General features: G+C 71.1%; 15 protein-coding genes. 11 read left to right on the forward strand and 4 right to left on the reverse strand.

The features are described from left to right. Positions 1 to 146 precede the first annotated feature (146 nt). The 3 genes from IF54_RS0124835 to IF54_RS0124845 all read right to left on the reverse strand — a co-directional run bounded on the left by IF54_RS0124835 (position 147) and on the right by IF54_RS0124845 (position 1,906). Positions 147 to 416 carry a hypothetical protein gene (locus IF54_RS0124835; RefSeq protein WP_030322332.1) on the reverse strand — a complete coding sequence of 90 codons (270 nt, stop codon included), beginning with the start codon at positions 414 to 416 and terminating at the stop codon, positions 147 to 149. 126 nt (positions 417 to 542) lie between these two features. Next, positions 543 to 1,367, reverse strand: coding sequence for an anti-sigma factor (locus IF54_RS0124840; RefSeq protein ID WP_030322334.1), 825 nt, complete (start codon positions 1,365 to 1,367; stop codon positions 543 to 545). Then, positions 1,364 to 1,906: a sigma-70 family RNA polymerase sigma factor gene (locus IF54_RS0124845; protein ID WP_020139353.1), complete on the reverse strand. Its 543-nt coding sequence runs from the start codon at positions 1,904 to 1,906 to the stop codon at positions 1,364 to 1,366. The genes IF54_RS0124840 and IF54_RS0124845 overlap by 4 nt, the downstream gene beginning before the upstream one ends. 207 nt (positions 1,907 to 2,113) lie before the next feature. On the opposite strand from IF54_RS0124845, the gene IF54_RS0124850 reads away from it, so the two are divergent. The 4 genes from IF54_RS0124850 to IF54_RS0124865 all read left to right on the forward strand — a co-directional run bounded on the left by IF54_RS0124850 (position 2,114) and on the right by IF54_RS0124865 (position 8,746). Then, entirely contained in the window at positions 2,114 to 3,646 is a 1,533-nt protein-coding gene (locus tag IF54_RS0124850) for a DUF4331 domain-containing protein (RefSeq protein ID WP_174856995.1), read from the forward strand. A 208-nt stretch (positions 3,647 to 3,854) separates the two neighbouring features. Next, complete coding sequence (locus IF54_RS0124855; RefSeq protein WP_030322338.1) at positions 3,855 to 5,309, forward strand: tetratricopeptide repeat protein; 1,455 nt, start codon at positions 3,855 to 3,857, stop codon at positions 5,307 to 5,309. Next, positions 5,306 to 7,111: a sulfite exporter TauE/SafE family protein gene (locus IF54_RS0124860; protein ID WP_030322340.1), complete on the forward strand. Its 1,806-nt coding sequence runs from the start codon at positions 5,306 to 5,308 to the stop codon at positions 7,109 to 7,111. Before IF54_RS0124855 ends, IF54_RS0124860 begins: the two co-directional genes overlap by 4 nt. A 57-nt stretch (positions 7,112 to 7,168) precedes the next feature. Continuing rightward, complete coding sequence (locus IF54_RS0124865) at positions 7,169 to 8,746, forward strand: serine/threonine-protein kinase (RefSeq protein ID WP_030322341.1); 1,578 nt, start codon at positions 7,169 to 7,171, stop codon at positions 8,744 to 8,746. Between the two features lie 7 nt (positions 8,747 to 8,753). Here IF54_RS0124865 and IF54_RS0124870 read toward each other — a convergent pair whose 3' ends face one another. Next, a complete protein-coding gene (locus IF54_RS0124870; RefSeq protein WP_030322342.1) occupies positions 8,754 to 9,548 on the reverse strand; it encodes an SGNH/GDSL hydrolase family protein in 795 nt (264 codons plus the stop codon). A gap of 277 nt (positions 9,549 to 9,825) precedes the next feature. Here IF54_RS0124870 and IF54_RS0124875 point away from each other — a divergent pair, with 277 nt between their 5' ends. The 7 genes from IF54_RS0124875 to IF54_RS0124905 all read left to right on the forward strand — a co-directional run bounded on the left by IF54_RS0124875 (position 9,826) and on the right by IF54_RS0124905 (position 19,479). Next, positions 9,826 to 11,034, forward strand: coding sequence for a S8 family peptidase (locus IF54_RS0124875; protein WP_030322343.1), 1,209 nt, complete (start codon positions 9,826 to 9,828; stop codon positions 11,032 to 11,034). A gap of 155 nt (positions 11,035 to 11,189) precedes the next feature. After that, positions 11,190 to 11,585 (forward strand): hypothetical protein, encoded by a 396-nt coding sequence (locus tag IF54_RS39745; protein ID WP_030322346.1) that lies wholly within the window; start codon positions 11,190 to 11,192, stop codon positions 11,583 to 11,585. A gap of 1 nt (position 11,586) precedes the next feature. Then, positions 11,587 to 12,708 (forward strand): GNAT family N-acetyltransferase, encoded by a 1,122-nt coding sequence (locus tag IF54_RS0124885; protein WP_030322350.1) that lies wholly within the window; start codon positions 11,587 to 11,589, stop codon positions 12,706 to 12,708. Between the two features lie 347 nt (positions 12,709 to 13,055). Continuing rightward, positions 13,056 to 13,877 carry a glycosyltransferase family 2 protein gene (locus IF54_RS0124890; RefSeq protein ID WP_030322351.1) on the forward strand — a complete coding sequence of 274 codons (822 nt, stop codon included), beginning with the start codon at positions 13,056 to 13,058 and terminating at the stop codon, positions 13,875 to 13,877. Then, positions 13,874 to 14,863, forward strand: a complete 990-nt coding sequence (locus IF54_RS0124895; protein WP_030322353.1) for a glycosyltransferase — start codon at positions 13,874 to 13,876, stop codon at positions 14,861 to 14,863. Before IF54_RS0124890 ends, IF54_RS0124895 begins: the two co-directional genes overlap by 4 nt. Beyond that, complete coding sequence (locus IF54_RS0124900) at positions 14,856 to 15,656, forward strand: polysaccharide deacetylase family protein (protein WP_030322355.1); 801 nt, start codon at positions 14,856 to 14,858, stop codon at positions 15,654 to 15,656. Before IF54_RS0124895 ends, IF54_RS0124900 begins: the two co-directional genes overlap by 8 nt. Further along, entirely contained in the window at positions 15,649 to 19,479 is a 3,831-nt protein-coding gene (locus IF54_RS0124905; RefSeq protein ID WP_030322357.1) for a lipopolysaccharide biosynthesis protein, read from the forward strand. The genes IF54_RS0124900 and IF54_RS0124905 overlap by 8 nt, the downstream gene beginning before the upstream one ends. Positions 19,480 to 19,491: the final 12 nt, after the last annotated feature.

The following is a 19,491-nucleotide window of genomic DNA, read 5'->3' on the forward strand; positions in this document are numbered from 1 at the left end:
GAGGCGTGCATGCCAAAGGTGGTGCGCGTACGGGGTGGCCGAGCCGGGGGTGGGGTGCACCCCTTGCTCGGTCCGCTCACCTGGATCGTGCTGCATGCCGTGGGGATGACGGACAGGATCGCAGCACGAAACCGGGTGGCTGGGGCTCAGTGCCCGCCGAACAGCGAACGGCGCAGTCGGCGCAGTGGCGCGAACAGCGAGACGCGACGCACGCGGGCGCCCCGGTCGCTGCGCTCCTGCTTGGTGGTGTCACGCGCGGTCAGCTCACGCATCAGCGAGGTCGCCTCGGCCGCCTCGCGCTGCGGGACGGCAGGCCCCGACAGCACCGAGAGATGGCGGTCCAGGCGCGAACTGGTCGCGCTGCTCCCGCAGGTGATCGCAGGGACCCTCGCCCTGCGCACTGCTATCTGTTCCATGTCACTCCCCACCCGTACGAGTCCACCCGGCCCGGGCAGGGTAACCCTATCGCCCCGTCGAGGCACACGTGTATCGGCGTCACAGGATTCACCTTCCCCGCAAGGGCGTTGACGACCCCTCCATGATTACTCTCCGAATCCAACAGATTTCAGGGCGAGTTGGACAACCGGCTGAGTAGTGGGTTGCGGTGAGCCCCCGTCGGGCTCCACGGTCACAGCGAGTGATGTTGCGGACTTGTCGAGTCCGGTGGCGACCAAGGGCGTGTCGGCGGCGAAGAGCCCCAGGGAGCGCGGTTGCTCGTCGGGGCGCATGAGCCACAACTGGCGCACGCGGCCGCTCGGGGGCGCGCTGTACCCGCTCAGGGTGACGACCGCGCGCCCCTCCGACGCGGAGGCGACCACGGCGATGCTCCGGCCCTGCGCGTCCCGACCCCGGGTCGCGAGCACGTCCGTGGCCTGGAGAACGTGGGCGATCTCACTGGCCTGCGCCTTCTGGGCGTTCAGTTCGTCCTGGGTCCGGTGGGCCTGGACGGCGAACAGGGAAGCGACGACGAGCGCCGCGGCCGCCGTGGCCGTCGCGAAGGGCACGAAGAGCGGACGCCGCCGACGCTGCCGGGGCGGCGGCTGCACGCCCCACACATGCGGGGGCAGCTGCGACTTGCGGGCCCGGGCCGGCTCCGGCCGAGCCCGCACCGGATCCGGCCGTGCGGGCGACTGCTGCGGGGTGGTACGCACGGCGGACAGCACCCGGTCGCGCATCGCGGCCGGCGGCGGAGCGGCCGTCGACCATGCCAGCCGTACGGCGTCCTCGGACAGGGCACGCACCTCCGCCGCGCAGCTGTCGCAGCCCTTGAGATGCCGCTCGAACCGGGCCCGCTCAGGGGGTTCCAGCGCGTCGAGGGCGTAGGGGGCCGCGAGGGAGTGGAGATCTTCCCGGCGGAAGAGACTCACGCCACACCTCCCAGGCACTCCCGCAAGCGGGTCAGTCCGTCACGCATGCGCGTCTTCACCGTCCCCAGCGGCAGCGACAGCCGCTCAGCCACTTCACGGTAGGTGTACCCGTCGTAATAGGCGAGGGTCACCGACTGGCGCTGGAGTTCGGTGAGACGCTCCAGGCACCGGCGCACCCACTCGCGTTCAAGGCCGGCCTCAACCTCCTCGGTCACCTGGTCGAAGGCCGTGTGGTGGGCCCGCCGCGCCTCGCGCTGCTCGCGCTCACCGGCCGCGCGGGCGCTGCGCACCCGGTCGACGGCACGGCGGTGCGCGAGCGTGAGGATCCAGGACAGCGCGCTGCCCCGGCCCGGGTCGAACCGGGCGGCCGACCGCCAGCATTCCAGCAGCACTTCCTGTGACACCTCCTCCGACTGCGCCGGATCACGCACCACGCGCCGTACGAGCCCGAACACCGGTCCCGCCACGAGCCCGTAGAGCTCCTCGAAAGCCCTCTGGTCCCCGCCCGCCACGAGCACCAGAAGCTCGTCCGCCTCCAACTCGTCGCCCCCTCCCGCAAAGCCGCACCTGGGCCGTCCCGTCCCACGAGGTATTCGCAACGAACACACCTCCGGATGGGGTTACGGATCAGATCGCCGAAAACGCGGGTCGAGCAGCAGAAAAGAAGTTTTGAGATTCGACCAATCCGGCCCGCCCCCCGTTCCGAATCACCGGGCGTCAGGCAAGTTGGACTGAGGACGGACGGCATGACACCTATCTCCAGGAGCGGCTCGGGACGCAGGAGTCTCGCGACCCTCGTATGTGGTGCGCTGGCCGCCGGCGGGCTCGCAGCCGCCGGTGTGGCCACGCTGGAACCCGGGGCGGCCTCCGCCTCCAGCCACCGGGAGGCCCCGCTCATCTCGGGGACCCCGCAGTACGACAACACCGACCTGTACGCGTTCGTCAGCCCCGACAAGCCGGACACGACGACGATCATCGCGAACTGGATCCCGTTCGAGGAGCCCGGAGGCGGCCCGAACTTCTACCAGTTCGCCGAGGACGCGCAGTACGACATCCACGTCGACAACAACGGCGACGGACAGGGCGACCTGCTGTACCGCTTCACCTTCAAGACGCACGTGAAGAACAAGAAGTCGTTCCTGTACAACACCGGTGTCGTCGACAGCCTCCACGACCCGGACCTGAACGTGACGCAGACGTACGACATCGAGCTCTTCCGGCTGAAGTACGGCAGGGTGCAGTACAAGACGAAGGTCGCCGACGACATCCCGGTGGCGCCGTCGAACGTCGGCAAGGCGTCCATGCCGAACTACGAGAAGCTGCGCGACCAGGCGGTCTACAAGCTTCCCGGCGACGCGACGGCCTTCGCCGGCCAGGCCGACGACCCGTTCTTCGCGGACCTGCGCGTCTTCGACCTGCTGTACGGCGGGAACCTCAGCGAGGTCGGCAACGACACGCTCAAGGGCTACAACGTCAACTCGATCGCCCTCCAGGTCCCGAACGACGTCATAGCCGAGTCCTCGCACCAGCCGGTCGTGGGCATCTGGTCGACGACCCAGCGCAAGAACGCCCGCGGCTACTACTCCCAGGTCTCTCGCCTCGGGAACCCGCTCGTCAACGAGGTCGTCAACCCGCTGAAGGACAAGGACAAGTTCAACGCGTCCGTGCCCACGGACGACGCGCAGTTCCTCAAGAACGTGACCAACCCCGAACTGCCGAAGCTCATCGAGGCGATCTACAAGATCCCCGCCCCGAAGGAGCCTCGCAACGACCTCGTGGACGTGTTCCTCAAGGGCGTGAAGGGGCTGAACCAGCCGCCCTACGTGCGGCCCGCGGAGGAGCTCCGCCTCAACACGTCCATCAAGCCCACCGATTCTCCGAAGCGGCTCGGTGTGCTTGATGGCGACAACGCCGGATTCCCGAACGGCCGTCGGCTCACCGACGACGTGATCGACGCCTCGCTCCAGGTCGTCGAGGGCGAGCTGGTCGGATCCAAGAACGACCTCGGTGACGCGGTCGACAAGAACGACAAGGACTTCGAGAAGTCCTTCCCGTACCTGGCGCTGCCGACGGAGGGTTCCCGTGGGCCGCTGGCCAAGGGGACGTCCGGTGGGAACGACGTCCGCAACCAGCTGGGTGACGCGCTCTCCCCCGCGGGGAGCTCAGGGTCGAACAACATGTCCCTGATCGCGGGATCCGCGGGTGCGGGTGCGGCCGGGATCGTGCTCATCGGTGCGGCGCTGATGTGGTGGCGGCGTATGCGGCGGCGTGCCTACTAAGGTGCCTCGGTCTGCCGTCTGGCGGGTGCGGGTTCGCTGTGGCCGGTCGCGCCCCGCGGCGGAGCCGCAAATCGACACAGCCCCGCGCCCCTGAAGGCCCACACCGCACCCCCCTTTTACTGGCGCGGCCTGCGCTACTCATCCCCCACGGTGCAGGCCGCGCCGCGCAGTACACGATCACGAACGCATCAGGAACCAGGAGAGGGCCATGTCCGGGTCTACGACCGACAGCGCAGCCGAGGACGAGCAGAGCGGAACGTCGGAGGACGTGGAACCCACCATTGCGGCCGAGGACCCGAAGGTCGCCGCCGTGCGGCGGGTCTCCGCGGCCGGGCGGCGTTGGCGGGCCGCTCAACTCGCCGGGTGTGCGGCGCTGTTGGCGGTCGCCCTGACCGGCGGATCGATCGCGTTCGGGGCGTTGCGGGACGGCGGGGCCGCCACCGTGGCCAGTTCGTCGTCGGCGGTCTCGCCCGGGCTCATGGCCAGTGGGGACCTCGACGCGGGGATCAAGGCGATCCAGGCCCATCTCCGCACCCAGCCCAAGGACTTCGGCAGCTGGGCCACCCTGGGCCTCGCCTACGTCGAGCAGGCGCGGACGAAAGGCGACCCGTCACGGTACCCGCAGGCCGAGCAGGCCCTCCGGAAGTCGCTGAAGCTGTCGGCGGACAACGAGCAGGGCCTCACCGGACTGGCCGCCCTCGCCGCCGCCCGGCACGACTTCAAGGACGCCCTCACCTACGCCGACCGGACTCTCCGGCAGAACCCCTACAGCGAGCGCGCCCTGTCCTCCCGGATCGACGCCCTCGTCGAACTGGGCCGCTACGACGAGGCGTCGACGACCGTGGACCTCGCGGACGCACGGCGGCCTGGCATCCCGGTGTTCACCCGCTACGCCTACGTCCACGAACTGCGCGGCGACGTCCGCACCGCCCGCCGCGTCCTGGAGCAGGCCCTGTCCACCGCGACCACCCCGGGAGACATCTCGTACGTGGCCGCCGCGCTCGGTCAACTCGCCTGGAACCAGGGCGACTACAAGACCGCGCTGACCGACTACGCCCGCGCTCTCGCCGCCGACGACACCTACCTCCCCGCCCTGGAGGGCAGGGCGCGCGCACAGGCGGCGAGCGGGGACCGCGCGGCCGCGATCAAGGGCATGGAGGCCGTCGTGGCGCGGTATCCGCTGCCCGGCCCGCTCGTCGAACTCGGTGAGCTGTACGAGGACCGGGGCGGCGAGGGGGACAGGGCCAGGGCGCGCGACCAGTACGCGCTCGTCGACGCCTGGATCGCCCTCGCCCGGGCCAACGGCGTCAACGCCGACCTCGACACCGCGCTGGCCGCGGCCGACCACGGCGACAAGGCCTCCGCCCTGCGCGCCGCCCGCGCCGAGTGGGCCCGCCGGCACACGGTGCACACCGCGGACGCGCTGGCCTGGGCCCTGCACGTCAACGGCCGTGACGAGGAGGCCCTGCCGTACGCCCGGCAGGCCACCGCCACCGGCTACCGCAACGCCTCCTTCCGCTACCACCGCGGGATCATCGAGCTCGCCGTGGGCGACAAGAAGGCCGCCAGGACCCACCTCACCTCCGCCCTGAAGCTGAACCCCGGCTTCTCCCCGCTCGGTGCCCGCGAGGCCCGCAAGGCACTGAAGGAGATGGCCCGTTGAAGCTCCGCCGTCTGTTCGTGTCCCTCCCGGCCGTCCTGACGGCGGCTTGTGCGCTCGCGCTGCTCCCTTCCGGCAGCGCGAGCGCGCACCCTCTCGGGAACTTCACCGTCAACCGCTACGACGGTCTCGTGGCCGCCCCCGGCCAGCTCCGTGTCGACCACGTCGAGGACCTCGCCGAGATCCCTGCCACCCAGGCCAAGCCGGACCTGGAGCGGCTCGGCACCACCGAGTGGGCCGCCCAGCGCTGCCAGAAGGCGGCGGAGGGTGCCAAGGTCACCGTCGACGGCCGCGCGGCCGAGCTCGTCGTCGGGAGCAGCCACGCGCGTCTGCGTCCCGGACAGGCCGGTCTGAACACCCTGCGGGTGGAGTGCCGGCTGACCGCCCCGCTGCCGGAGGATGCCTCCGTCTCCCTGGGCTTCCACAGCGCGGGCACCGACTCCGGCCCCGGCTGGCGCGAGATCACCGCGCGCGGCGACCGTATGACGCTCACCGGGTCGGACGTGCCCACGAAGTCGGTCTCGAAGGAACTGACCACGTATCCGAAGGAGTTGCTGTCCTCGCCCGCGGACACCGTGACCGCCTCCGTGCGTGTGCGGCCAGGTGGGCCCGCGCTCGCCGAGGAGAAGACGGGCGCTCCCGCCGCCTCCGTGCTGCCCCGCGGCGCCGACCGCTGGACGCGCGCCCTGGACTCCCTGGTCGCCCGTCACGACCTCACCGTCGGGTTCGCGGCGCTCGCCCTGCTCATCGCGATCGTCCTCGGCGCGATGCACGCGCTCGCCCCCGGTCACGGCAAGACCCTGATGGCGGCGGTGGCCGCGGCCCGTGGCGGCAAGGCCCGGATGAAGGACGTCCTGCCCCTGGCCGCGTCCGTGACGGTGACCCACACCCTCGGTGTGGTCGCCCTCGGCCTGCTCGTCACGGCCGGCTCGGCCGCGGCGCCCTCGGTGATCGCGTGGCTGGGCATCGCGAGCGGGCTCATGGTGACCGCCGCGGGGGTGACCCTGCTGCGCCGGGCCCTGCGCACCCGTACGCACCAGCACGGGCACGGGGGCGATCACGGGCACGGAGGCGATCACAGTCACGGGCACGGGCACGGGCAGGGAGGCGATCACCCGCACGGCCACTCCCACGACCATCCGCACGACCACCCGCACGGGCCCGCCGCCGAGGAGCCCGAGGAGCGCTCCCTGGTCCTGGTCGCCGCGCACCCGGAGACAGCCCCGGCGACGGCGAAGGCGCACCAGCATGTCCACGCGCCCGGCCACTCGCACACTCACGCGCCCGCCCACCCGCACACCCACGCCTCCGACCACACCCACGACCACCCTCACGGTCACAGCCACCCCCACGACGACGACCACACCCACTCCGAGGAGCACGGTCACGACCACCCGCACCCCCACAACCACTCCCTCGAACACACCCACGGCGGCTTCACCCACACCCACGCCGTCGCCCCCACCGTCCGCGGCACGATCCTGCTCGGTTTCGCCGGGGGGCTCGTGCCCAGTCCCTCCGCCGTCGTCGTGCTCGTCGGCGCCGCCGCGCTCGGGCAGGCCTGGTTCGGACTGCTGCTCGTGGTGGCGTACGGCGTCGGCCTCGCCCTGACCCTGACCGCCGCTGGATTCGCTGTCGTCAGGCTGGGTAGCGGAGTGACACGGATGATGGACCGGCGCCCCCGCCTGGCGGCGAGCCCGCTGACCGCGCTGGTGCGCAGGACCGCACCGCTGATGTCCGCGTTCGTCGTCGTGGCCCTTGGGGCTGGTTTGGTGCTCAAGGGGGCGGCATCCGTACTCGGCTGAGCTACTTTTGTGAAGAAATCATGCGAAGTCGAGCGGAGTACGAAGTGGGGGACGGCCGTGTCCGAAGAACCGGGCGGTGAGCGACTGATCGCGGGCCGCTACCGCCTGCTGTCCCCGCTCGGCGAGGGCGGCATGGGAACCGTGTGGCGTGCCCGGGACGAGGTGCTGCACCGCGAGGTCGCCGTCAAGGAGGTACGTGCGCCGCACGGCCTTGCGACGCAGGAGGTCGAGCGGCTGTACGCCCGGCTGGAGCGCGAGGCGTGGGCGGCGGCGCGGGTGGCCAACCGCAACGTGGTGACGGTGTACGACGTGGCCTCCGAGGACGGCCGGCCGTGGATCGTGATGGAGCTGGTGCGCGGGGTCTCGCTGGCCGAACTGCTGGACGCGGAGGGCCCGCTCGACCCGCAGCGGACCGCGCACATCGGCGCCGAGGTGCTCTCCGCGCTGCGTTCCGCGCACGAGGTGGGGGTGCTGCACCGGGACGTGAAGCCCGCCAATGTGCTGTTGTCGAACGACGGCCGGGTGGTGCTCACCGACTTCGGCATCGCCCAGGTCGAGGGCAGCTCGGCGCTGACGATGACCGGCGAGGTCATCGGCTCGCCCGAGTTCCTCGCCCCGGAGCGGGCGCTGGGCCGCACCCCGGGCCCGGAGTCCGACCTGTGGTCGCTGGGCGTGCTGCTCTACGCCGCCGTCGAGGGGAACTCGCCCTTCCGGCAGAACACCCCGCTGAGCACCCTGCGCGCGATCGTGGACGAGGAGCTGCCGCCGCCGTACCGGGCCGGTCCGCTCACCCCCGTCATCGAGGGGCTGCTGCGCAAGGACCCGGCCCAGCGGCTGCCTGCCGAGCGGGCCGAGCAGGAGCTGCGGATCATCGCGGCCGGGGGGACGCCCGGGGCGGACGCCGTGCAGGCGGGGCCGTACGCCCCGACGATCGCGGCGCCCTTCCCGCAGGAGCCGCCGACGACCCCGTACCGGCCCGTTCCGACGCCGACGTCCACCCCCGTCACCACCGCCGCGCCTCCCGAGCGCAACCGCCGCGCGGGGGTGGTCCTGGTCGCGGGTGTGCTGGCCCTCGCGCTGGCGATCGCGGGGCTGACGTACGCGCTGCTGAACCACGACAACGGCGACAAGGACGGGGAGACCGCCAAGGACCCCGGTTCGACGGTGAGTTCGCCCGCGCAGACCAAGACGGACGAGCCCAGCCACACCCCCTCGCCCAGCCCGAGCGAGAAGACCACGAGCGCGCCCCCGCCGCAGTCGGTGAGCGTCTCCCTGAGCGGCTCGAACACCGACTACACGGGCAGCTGTCCGCCGGACAGGTCGGCGGCCCCCACCTTCACGGTCACGCTCGAGGTCGGGCGGGTCCCGGCCACGGTGAGCTATCGCTGGGTGTCGAAGAACGGTTCGGTGAACGGGAGCTGGAAGACGCTGACGTTCCCCGCCGGGGGCGGGAGGACACAGCAGGAGCGGCGGTTCATCACCACGCAGGACAACAGCGGGACCTTCGAGGACACCATCAGCGTGGAGGTCCGCGACCCGGTCGAGAAGACCTCCAACTCCGTTCCGTTCACCCTCACTTGCGTGACGGAGACCCCGTCCGGCAGCGACGAGGCCTCCCCCACTGCGTCCCCGTGAGGGGCGGTCAGGCCGCGCTGTTCAGGACCGGGAGGTAGCCGCCGGACTGGCCGGCCGCGGTCGGGTGGTAGGACTCGCCGATGTTGAGCAGGTTGAGGCTGTGCAGCCAGGCGCTGCCGGAGCAGAGTTCGTGGCCGGTGAAGGTGGAGCGGACGTCACCCCAGGCGAAGCCGTGGTTCGCGGCCCGCTTGGCGGTGGCCGTGTCGAGGTAGTCGGCGGCGTCGTTGATCGCCTTCCGCTTGGTCTCGGAGAGGCCGAGGCAGGTGGTGCCGAGCTTGTAGAAGCGGGGGTAGCCGAGGACGACCACGTGGGCGTTGGGGGCCCGGGACGTGATCGCCGAATAGACGTTGTCCAGTTGGCCCGGGAGCGTGGCGTCGACGTACGCCTTCGCGGTGTTGATCCGGGCCAGGCAGGCGCTGTCGGACTGGAGCACACAGGTCGTCATGACGTCGGAGAAGCCGGCGTCGTTGCCGCCGATGCTGATCGAGACGAGAGCGGTGGCGGCGTTGAGCGGGGTCAGCTGACTCGCCAGAACATCACCCGTACGGGCGCCCGAGCAAGCCGTGAAGGCGAACGACGAGGGTGAGTGCGCGGCCGCCCAGAGGTAGGGGTAGGCCTTCGTGCTGCGCTTGCAGTCGCCGCTCGAACCGATGTAGCTGCCCGAACCGACTCCCGAGGAATAGGAGTCCCCGAGGGCCACATAGGGGCCTGTGGCGGCGTGGGCGGTGCCCGTCCCGGTGAGGACGGCGGCGAGGGCGAGGAGGAGTGAGCCGACGTACGCGGCAAATCGGGAACGTCTCATGGAACCTCCCTTTAGCAGGATCTCTGCCACATCTGTCGTAGCAAGCAGGCGTATCAACGGGAAGTGTCCATGCCAAAACCGGCATTGATTTCGTGGGCATGACAGGTTTGTTGACTCCTCCTCAACTCCCTTGTTCTTTACGTGCGGATGACCCAGCCTTTACCCCAGCCGGGAGCGGAACGCGACGCTCCAGGCCGTGTGCGCGATCACGCGCGCACCCCCCACGGACACCCGCCCGACCCAGGCGCGTGTCGCCCATGAGGAGGACTCCCTCGTAATGGCACAACTGCGTAGCAAGAAGCTCCGGTTCGCCGCGACCACCGTCCTGGCGACCACCGCCCTCGTCGGCGGGCTCACCACCCTGCCCGCCCAGGCCGCCCCGGCCGAGGGCAAGGTCCTCGCCGCCGGCTCCCCCACGGCCGTCAAGGACAGCTACATCGTCACGCTGAAGAAGAACGCGGGCTTCAAGGCCGCGTCCAGCGAGGGCAAGGGGCTCATCAAGGAGTACGGCGGGACCGTCGGGAAGACCTTCGGCTCCGCGCTCAACGGCTACACCGCCACGCTCTCGGCGACCGAGGCGAAGAGACTCGCCGCCGATCCGTCGGTGGCCGCCGTGGAGCAGAACCAGACCGTCCACCTGGCCGACACCACCCAGTCCAGCGCCCCCTGGGGCCTGGACCGCATCGACCAGGCCGCGCTCCCGCTGTCCGGCACGTACACCTACCCGGACAGCGCGGGCGGCGGCGTCACGGCGTACGTCATCGACACCGGCGTCCGCATCACGCACAGCCAGATCAGCGGACGCGCCTCCTACGGCTACGACGCGGTCGACGGCGACACCACCGCCGCCGACGGCAACGGCCACGGCACCCATGTGGCCACCACGATCGCGGGCTCCACCTACGGCGTCGCCAAGAAGGCGAAGATCGTGGCGGTGCGTGTGCTCGACAACGCCGGCTCCGGCACCACCGCGGGTGTCATCGCGGGCATCGACTGGGTGACCAACAACCACTCCGGTCCCTCGGTCGCCAACCTCTCGCTCGGCGGCGGGGCGTCCAGCACCCTGGACACCGCCGTCCGCAACTCCATAGCGAGCGGCGTCACCTACGCCGTCGCGGCGGGCAACAGCAGCGCCAACGCCTCCTCCTACTCCCCGGCACGCGTCACGGAGGCGATCACCGTCGGCGCCACCACCAGCACCGACGCCCGGGCCAGCTACTCCAACTACGGCTCGGTGCTCGACATCTTCGCCCCCGGCTCCTCCATCACGGCGGGCTGGTACACCAGCGACACCGCGACCAACACCATCTCCGGGACCTCGATGGCGACCCCGCACGTCGCGGGCGCGGCCGCGGTCTACCTCGCCGGTCACACCTCGGCCACCCCGGCCCAGGTCGCCACGGCACTGGTGAACGGCGCCACGTCCAACGCGGTCACCAGCCCGGGCAGTGGCTCGCCCAACAAGCTCCTCAAGCTCGTCCCGTAGGGCCTGAAATTCCCGAAATCCCGTTCCCCAGAGGCTCCTTGCGCCTCCGGGGAACACCCCTGTCCCCGTCCGTACCAGTCGGCCTTGACGGCTCCCGCGGCGCTGCGCGACATTGAAGTCCGGCATCCGGCGCTTTCTGGGGGGAAAGGTCGCCCATGCAGACGACACGGACACGGACTTCCTCGAGAACGTCCGGCAGAGAACTGACGCCGTTGCTCGCGGGCTCGGCGACCGCGGTGGGGGGATTCGGGGCGCTGCTCGCGCTCGCCGGTTCCGACTCGCCGTTGCGGGCCCCGCTCGTGCTGTTCTTCCTGCTCGCGGCACCCGCCGCCGGCATCGCCGCGGCGCTGCGCGGCCTCGACCCGTTCGCCCGCGCACTGGCCGCACTGGCCGGCTCGGTCGTCCTCAACATGCTGGTGGCCCAGGCCATGCTGGCCACGCACCGCTGGTCACCGCGCGGTGGCGTGGTGGCGATGGCCGTGCTCAGTGCCCTGATCCTGCTGCCGGGGCTGCTGCGGCGACGCCGGACGGCGAAGGGTCAGGACGGCTGACGTGGACATCAGCGTGTACCGGCCCGGGGAGCTCAGCGGCGCCGACCGGGCGGCGTGGACGGCTTTGCAGTCCAAGGCCCATCTCCAGGGCTCGCCCGGTCTCGCCAACCCGTTCCTGTCCCCGGAGTTCGCGCTCGCGGTGGGCCGGTGCAGACGGGGCGTGCGGATAGCGGTCGTACGGGAGCGGGGCGAGCCCGTCGCGTTCTTCCCGTTCCAGCGGACCGCGACCGGCGTCGGCCGGGCCGTCGGACTCGGGATCTCGGACGCCCAGGGAATCGTGCACCGGCCCGGATACACCTGGGACGCCGAGGAGTTGTTAAGGGCCTGCGGACTCGCCGTCTGGGAGTTCGACCATCTGGTGGAGGGCCAGCAGCCGTTCGGGACGGGAGCCGCCAAGGGCTTCCCCTCACCGGTCATGGACGTCGACCAGGGTTACGAGACCTATCTGGCCCGACTGCGCGACCGGTCACCGAAGTTCACCCGTACCACCCTCGCCAAGGAACGCCGTCTCCTGCGCACCGCGAGCGGGGTGCGCTACGTGCACGACGAGCGCGACCCGGCCGCCCTGAGCACCCTGATGGGCTGGAAGTCCGCCCAGTACCGCAGGACCGGTCGCAGCGACCGGTTCGCGCACGAGTGGATCGCCGGTCTCGTAAGGCAGTTGTTCCACACCCGGTCCGAGTCGTTCGCGGGGATCCTCTCGGTGCTGTACGCCGACGGGAAGCCGGTGGCCGCCCACTTCGGGCTGCGCACCGAGCGCGTTCTCGCGTGCTGGTTCCCGGCGTACGACCCGGAGTACGCGAAGTACTCCCCGGGCCTGATCCTGCATCTGCGCATGGCCGAGGCGGCCGCCGCCGACGGTGTCGCGCACCTCGATCTGGGCCGGGGTCAGAAGGAGTACAAGGACTCCCTGAAGACACGGGAACTGACCGTGTCGGAGGGGTGGGTGACCCGTCGGCACCCGGTGGCGGTCGGACACCGCGTCCGCCGGGCTCCGGCGCGTGCGCTGCGCAACGCGGTGGTGACACGTCCGGAGCTGTTCGAACCGGCCGACCGGCTGCTGAAGAAAATAGGAAAGATCCGTTCGGAGGTGACTGTAACGCTCAAACCTACAAAAACGTGAGACCTCGTTCCAGGTCTTGCCAAAGGGGTTCAATCGCAATACCGTCATACATTTCACCCGCATCGTCCCGTCATCGAGCGGCCCCAGGGGAGGGCTCAAGGACCGCGACGGGGTGGCGCGGGGCGCGGTAGGGGGGTGCCGTGCTCGGTGACCGCAGTGGTGACCGGGCCGTGCCGCGCGACCGGCTGTCGTTTCGGACGGCGGTCGGCCAGCTTTGCCAGCTCACCCGGCGGGTACGGAGATTCCTTCCGGCGTGCCGTCAGTGAGAACCCCCCTTTCGAACCGGAGCAAAAAACCGGACCGCCCACAGGGGCGGGCGGTCCACCGGACGAGAGGGAACCAGACTCATGAGTTCAGTTCTGCGCCCGCCGGCTGCGGGCCAGGATGCGCCGGCGGCCGGTCCGTACCGGCCGATCTCCACTCACCTGGCCATCGCGCCACCGGTGAGTGTCGTCATACCCGCCATGAACGAGGCGGAGAACCTTCCGTACGTCTTCAAGACCCTGCCCGGCTGGATCCACGAAGTGGTCCTGGTGGACGGCAACTCCACGGACGACACCGTCGCGGTGGCCCGTGAGCTGTGGCCCGAGGTGAAGGTCGTGAAGCAGCACGGCAAGGGCAAGGGGGACGCTCTGATCACCGGGTTCGAGGCCTGCACCGGTGACATCGTCGTCATGATCGACGCGGACGGTTCCGCCGACGGCAACGAGATCGTCTCCTATGTCTCCGCCCTGGTCTCGGGCGCGGACTTCGCCAAGGGGTCGCGGTTCGCCAACGGCGGTGGCACCGACGACATGACCTTCATCCGCAAGCTCGGCAACTGGGCGCTGTGCACCATCGTCAACCGCAAGTTCGGCGCCCGCTACACCGATCTCTGCTACGGGTACAACGCCTTCTGGCGGCACTGCCTCGACAAGATCGACCTCGACTGCACGGGCTTCGAGGTGGAGACCCTGATGAACATCCGGGTGGTCAAGGCGGGGCTGAAGGTGCAGGAGATCCCGAGCTACGAGTACCTCCGCATCCACGGCGCCAGCAATCTGCGGGCGGTCCGGGACGGGTTCCGGGTGCTCAGGGTGATCCTCGGGGAGCGGTCCAACCGGCGGGCGCTGCGCCGCCGTGCCCACCACTCGCCACTGCTCGACTCGCGCCGGGGAGAGGTCTCTTGAGCGGTCCCGACGTCTCCGTCGTGATCTGCGTGTACACCGAGGACCGCTGGGAGGACATCCTCGCGGCGGTCGCCTCGGTGCGGGCGCAGTCGTACCCGGCCCGGGAGACGCTGCTGGTGGTCGACCACAACCCGGCGCTCCTGGACCGGCTGGCCAAGGAGTACAAGGAGGTGGACGAGGTCCGCGTGTTCGCCAACGCGGGCCCCCGGGGCCTGTCCGCGGGCCGCAACACCGGCATCGCCGCCTCCCGCGGCGAGGTGATCGCCTTCCTGGACGACGACGCCGTCGCCGAACGCGACTGGCTGCGGCACTTCGCCGGGGCCTACGCCGACCCGCGGGTCATGGCGGTCGGCGGCCGTACGGTGCCGATCTGGGCCTCGGGACGCCGACCGGCCTGGTTCCCCGAGGAGTTCGACTGGGTGGTGGGCTGCACCTACAAGGGCCTCCCGCCCGGCCTGGTCCGGGTGCGCAACGTCCTGGGCGGCAACGCCTCCTTCCGCCGCAGCGCGTTCGACGCGGCGGGCGGCTTCGCCACCGGCATCGGACGGGACGGCGACAAGCGCCCGCTGGGCTGCGAGGAGACGGAGCTGTGCATCCGGCTGAGCCGGTCCAGACCGGACGCCGTCCTGCTGATCGACGACCGGGCGGTGATCCACCACCGGGTGCCCGAGACGCGCGAGCACTTCGGGTACTTCCGCACCCGTACGTACGCGGAGGGCCTGTCGAAGGCTCTGGTGGCCCGAAGTGTGGGCGCTGGCAAAGGACTTGAGTCGGAGCGCCGGTACGCCACCCGGGTGCTGCCGTCCGGGGTGGTGCGCGGGCTGCGGGACGCCGCGCTGGCCCGGTCCGGGGGTGCGGGCCGGGCAGCGGCGATCGTCGCGGGGGTGCTGACGGCGGCCGGCGGCTATGTCGTCGGAACCGTCCGGGCACGGCGAGGCGGGGCCTCGTTCTCGGTGGCGGCGATCGAGGGGGACGGAGATGCCTGAGCCGCCCGTACCGATCCTCATGTACCACGCGGTGGCGACCGACCCGAACGACGCGACCCGGGTGCTCTCGGTGTCCCCGGAGTCCTTCGGGCAACAGATGGACATCATCGGCGCGTTGGGGTGCACACCGCTCAGGACCGACGACCTGGCGGCGCGTTGGCGGGACGGCCGCCCACTGCCCGAGCGGCCGGTCCTGGTCACCTTCGACGACGGCTACGAGGGGGTCCACCGCCATGCCCTGCCGGTGCTGGCCAAGCACGGCTTCCCGGCCACGGTGTTCGTCTCCACCGGCTGGATCCGGGGCGCCCACGACATGGGCGGCGGTCTGGACGCCATGCTGGACTGGGACCAGGTCCGCGAACTCGCCGCCGCGGGCGTGGAGATCGGCGGCCACACCCACACCCACCCGCAGCTCGACCAGCTGGACGACAGCGCGCTGCACCACGAGCTGATCCACTCCAGGGAGATCGTCGGCGACGAACTCGGCACCGTGCCGGTCTCCCTCGCCTACCCGTACGGCTACTCCAGCCGCCGGGTGCGCCGGGCGGTGCGGGAGACGGGGTACGGCCAGGCACTCGCCGTGAACAACGGTCTCGCGCGCCGCCGTCAGGGTCCGTACGCGCTCACCCGGCTCACCGTGCGCCGCGCCACCACGACCGAGGAGTTCGAGCGGCTCGTCCAGGGCCGTGCGATCGCCCGGGACTTCGCCAGGGACCGTGCCCTCACCAAGGGGTACGCGTTGGTCCGAAGAGCACGACAGGTCCGCCGGAAGGTCTCCCGTTCCCGTGTCTGACACGACGACCACGACCGAGCCCGAGTCGACCGCGGCCAAGGCGCCCGAGCCGTCGGGGCGCCGATTCCGGCTGCCCGTCCGGGGCGTGGGCGGCGGCAACCAGCTGTTCCGCAACGCCTACGCCCTGATGCTCAACACCGGTATCTCCGCGGTGCTGGGCCTGGGCTTCTGGCTGGCGGCGGCCCGCTACTACTCCGAGTCGGCGGTCGGCCAGGGCTCCGCGGCGATCGCCGCGATGAAGCTCCTCGCCGGACTGACCGCGGTGACCCTGACCGGCGCGCTGGCCCGCTTCATACCGGTCGCGGGCCGGGCCACCGGGCGCCTCGTCTTCCGTACGTACGCGGGCAGTTCGGTGGTCGTGGCGGTCGCCGCGGTCGTCTTCCTGCTCACCCTCGACGTGTGGGGGCCGTCGTACCGCTTCCTGCACGGGCCGGTGAACGGGCTCGGCTTCATCGCGGCCGTCGTCGCCTGGAACGTCCTCACGCTCCAGGACGGGGTGCTGACCGGGCTGCGCAGCGCGCTGTGGGTGCCGGTCGGCAACACCGTCTTCTCCGCGGTGAAGCTGGGTCTCCTGGTCGCGTTCGCGGTGGCGATCCCGACGGCCGGTGTCTTCGTGTCGTGGGTCGCGGCGATCGCCGTCTCCGTACTGCCGCTGGGCTGGCTGGTGTTCCGGCGCCTGGCTCCCCGCCATGCGAAGGCGACCGAGGGGCACGCGAAGCCGCCCTCGGTCAGGGAGATCGGGCGGTTCCTGGCGGGCGACTACACCGGCTCGCTGTTCTCGCTCGCCGTGGTCTACCTGGTCCCGGTCATCGTGGCCGCGCAGGTCAGCTCCCAGGACAACGCGTACTTCTACATCACCACGACGATAGGCGGCACCTGCAACCTGCTCGCCATCAACATGGGCGCCTCCCTGACCGTCGAGGGCTCGCACGACCCGGGCCGGCTGGCCGCCAACACCCGTGCCGCGCTCCGGCGGATGGCCCGGATCATGCTGCCGGTGGCCACGGTCCTGTTCGTCGGGGCGCCCTGGATCCTCGGGGTGTTCGGTGCGGGCTACGCGGACGCGGCCACCCCGCTGCTGCGCTGGTTCGCGGTCGGCGCGGTGCTCAGGGTTGTCATGGAGACCTACTTCGCGGTACTGCGCGCGCAGAGCCGCACCTCCGGACTCGCCTGGCTCCAGGGTCTGTTGTGCGTCCTGGTGCTGGGGCTGACCCTGCTGCTGCTGCCCCGGATGGGGCTGACCGGAGCGGGCGTCGCCGAGATCTCCTCGCTCACGGTGATCGTCGCCATCGCCGCGCCCCGGCTGTACCGGACGATCCGGCAGGCCCCGGCCGCCGAGATCCCGGCGGGTGCGGCCCCCGACGGCGACCTCGCCGACCTCGGGACGCGCGAGGTACCGGCCGCCGGCCGCACCCGCCGCCCCGGCTGGGCGCTCGACCAGGACACCCTCGCGCTGGGCATCCACGTCGACTTCGACCACCAGGAGCGCCGCCCCGACGTCCGGCCGGGCCCCGGCACCCCGCCCACGGGGACGCCGGTCGTGTCCCCCACACGCGACCTCCCGACCTGGGCCCTGCGGAAACTCCCCGAACTCGGCCTGCCGGTGGAGGAGAGGGAGCCGGGCGCCGAGTCCTCCCGCGGCCCGTCCGAGACGGAGGTGGACGCGCCCTTCGAGGTGGCCTTCGACGCCGGCAAGGAGATCGCCGCCGTACCGGAGGAAGCCGCCGCACCCGTGGAGGCTGGCGCAGCCGAGGAGGTGGTGGCGCGGTCCGGTGAGCCCCCACGCCCCCTCTCCCTGCGGGAGCGCGTGCAGCCGGACCGGCTCGGGGTGTTCCTCGGCGGCCTGCTCGCCGTCGCGCTGCTCCTGTACTGGGTGCCGGTCACGGGCCTGGGCGAGGCCGATCTGGACCGGATGGGCGGGCTCGGGCTGATCTCGGTCCTGCCGTTGCCCACGCTGCTCGGCGCGGCCCTGCTGGTCGTGGTCTTCGCCTCGCTGCTCTGGCCGGCCCGCGAGCACCGGGCGCTGCTGCTGCTCACCCTGGTGGCGACGGTGGTGTCGCTGCACGCGCTGCCCGCGGTGATCGAGGCCGAGCCGCGGTTCGCGACGGCCTGGCAGCACCTCGGGTTCATCGACCACATCGACCGGACCGGCTCGGCGGTGCCCGACCTGGACGCGCGCTGGAGCTGGCCCGGCTTCTTCGCGGTGGCCGCGTTCGTCGCGAAGGCCTGCGGAGTCACGGACCTCACCGAGATCATCCGCTGGTGGCCGACGGCGATCGAACTCGCCTACCTGGTACCGATGTTCCTCCTGGTGCGGCACATGCGGGCGGGCTGGCGGGCCAAGTGGACCGGCATCTGGATCTTCGTCCTCAGCGGCTGGGTCGGCCAGGACTACTTCTCCCCGCAGGGCTTCACCTATCTGCTCTACCTGGTGTTCGTGGCCGTCCTGCTGGTCTGGTTCCGCGCCCCGCGCGTGATCTGGACGAGGCGGCGGCCCGGCGAGGCCGAGGTGGAGCCGACGACCCGGCGCCAACGGGCGGTGCTGCTGGCGGTGTTGATCGGCCTGTTCGCGGCGAGCGTGCCCGCGCACCAGCTGACCCCGTTCGTGATGCTCGGCGTGCTGGCGGCGCTCGTGGTGTTCCGCCGCAGCGAACTACGGGGCCTGCCCGTCCTGTTCGCCGTGATGGTGACCGCCTGGATCGGCTGGCTGGCCGAGCCGTACTGGTCCGGCCACTTCGACGATCTGTTCGGCGGGGTCGGCGGCGTCGGCAGCAATGTCTCCTCGTCGGTCTCCGGCCGTATCGAGGGCGGCAGTTCGACCCACAAGCTGGTCCTGTACGTACGGGTCCTGCTGGCCGGCGGGGTGATGGCGCTGGCCTGCTACGGCTGGTGGCGCCGCCGCGAGCACAGGTACCGGGAAGTCGCGCTGCTCGTCCTCACCTTCGTGCCGTTCCTCGGCTTCGGCATGCAGTCGTACGGCGGCGAGATGGCGCTGCGGGTCTTCATGTTCGCCCTGCCGGGCGCGGGCCTGCTCGCCGCCCTGGCGCTCTTCCCCCGCGCCGGTGTCACCGCCGAGGAGCGCGAGAAGGACCGGGTCAGTCTCGCCCCGGTGGCAGCGCTGATGGCGGGTCTGCTGCTCATCGGCGGCTTCCTGGTCGCCCGTTGGGGCAACGAGCCGTTCGAGCGGATCCGGCCCGGCGAGGTCGCCGCCATGGACTACGTGTACGCCCATGACGATCCGACCGTGCGGGTGCTGTGGCTGTCCAACGACACCGTGAACAACGTGACCCCCGCGATGCCGTGGGGTGCGAAGGACATGGAGAAGGTGTCGTACGTGCCGACGTTGGCGCCGCCGGACCCGGTGCTGGTGTCGGGCCTGGTCAAGGCGCTCAAGGACGCGGGCCCGAACTCGTATCTGATGGTGAACGTCAGCCAGGTCACCTATCTCCGGCTCGACGTGGGCTATTCGACGACGTGGGAGCCGCGGCTGCTGGACAACCTGGACCAGCGCAAGGAGCTCAAGCGGGTCTTCACCAACGCCGACGTGACCATGTACGCCCTGCGGGACCGGCCGGCGGGGAAGGTGCCGCAGCCCGATCCGGGTCCGATCGGACCGCAGATCACCTGGACGCCCTGGTCGGTGGTGGGGGCGCTGGCCGCGCTGGCGCTGATCCTGCTGCTGTCGGCGCGTGAGGTGGTCCGGGTCGCGACGCGGCCGGGGGTGCGTCAACTGCGGTGGCTCCAGAGCAGTTTCTGGTTCTCGCTGCCGCTGCTCGCGGTGTTCCTGGCGGCGCTGGTGCAGCGGTTCATGACGATGAAGTGAGGTCCTGCGGGG

It is taken from the genome of Streptomyces sp. NRRL B-3229, assembly GCF_000719505.1.
Taxonomy (GTDB): Bacteria; Actinomycetota; Actinomycetes; order Streptomycetales; family Streptomycetaceae; genus Streptomyces; species Streptomyces griseorubiginosus.

Bases quoted from the DNA above. Each gene is read 5' to 3' on its own strand.
- IF54_RS0124835 (WP_030322332.1), bottom strand. From the start codon at position 416: ATGGAACAGATAGCAGTGCGCAGGGCGAGGGTCCCTGCGATCACCTGC.
- IF54_RS0124850 (WP_174856995.1), top strand. From the start codon at position 2,114: ATGACACCTATCTCCAGGAGCGGCTCGGGACGCAGGAGTCTCGCGACC.
- IF54_RS0124855 (WP_030322338.1), top strand. From the start codon at position 3,855: ATGTCCGGGTCTACGACCGACAGCGCAGCCGAGGACGAGCAGAGCGGA.
- IF54_RS0124870 (WP_030322342.1), bottom strand. From the start codon at position 9,548: ATGAGACGTTCCCGATTTGCCGCGTACGTCGGCTCACTCCTCCTCGCC.
- IF54_RS0124875 (WP_030322343.1), top strand. From the start codon at position 9,826: ATGGCACAACTGCGTAGCAAGAAGCTCCGGTTCGCCGCGACCACCGTC.
- IF54_RS39745 (WP_030322346.1), top strand. From the start codon at position 11,190: ATGCAGACGACACGGACACGGACTTCCTCGAGAACGTCCGGCAGAGAA.
- IF54_RS0124890 (WP_030322351.1), top strand. From the start codon at position 13,056: ATGAGTTCAGTTCTGCGCCCGCCGGCTGCGGGCCAGGATGCGCCGGCG.
- IF54_RS0124900 (WP_030322355.1), top strand. From the start codon at position 14,856: ATGCCTGAGCCGCCCGTACCGATCCTCATGTACCACGCGGTGGCGACC.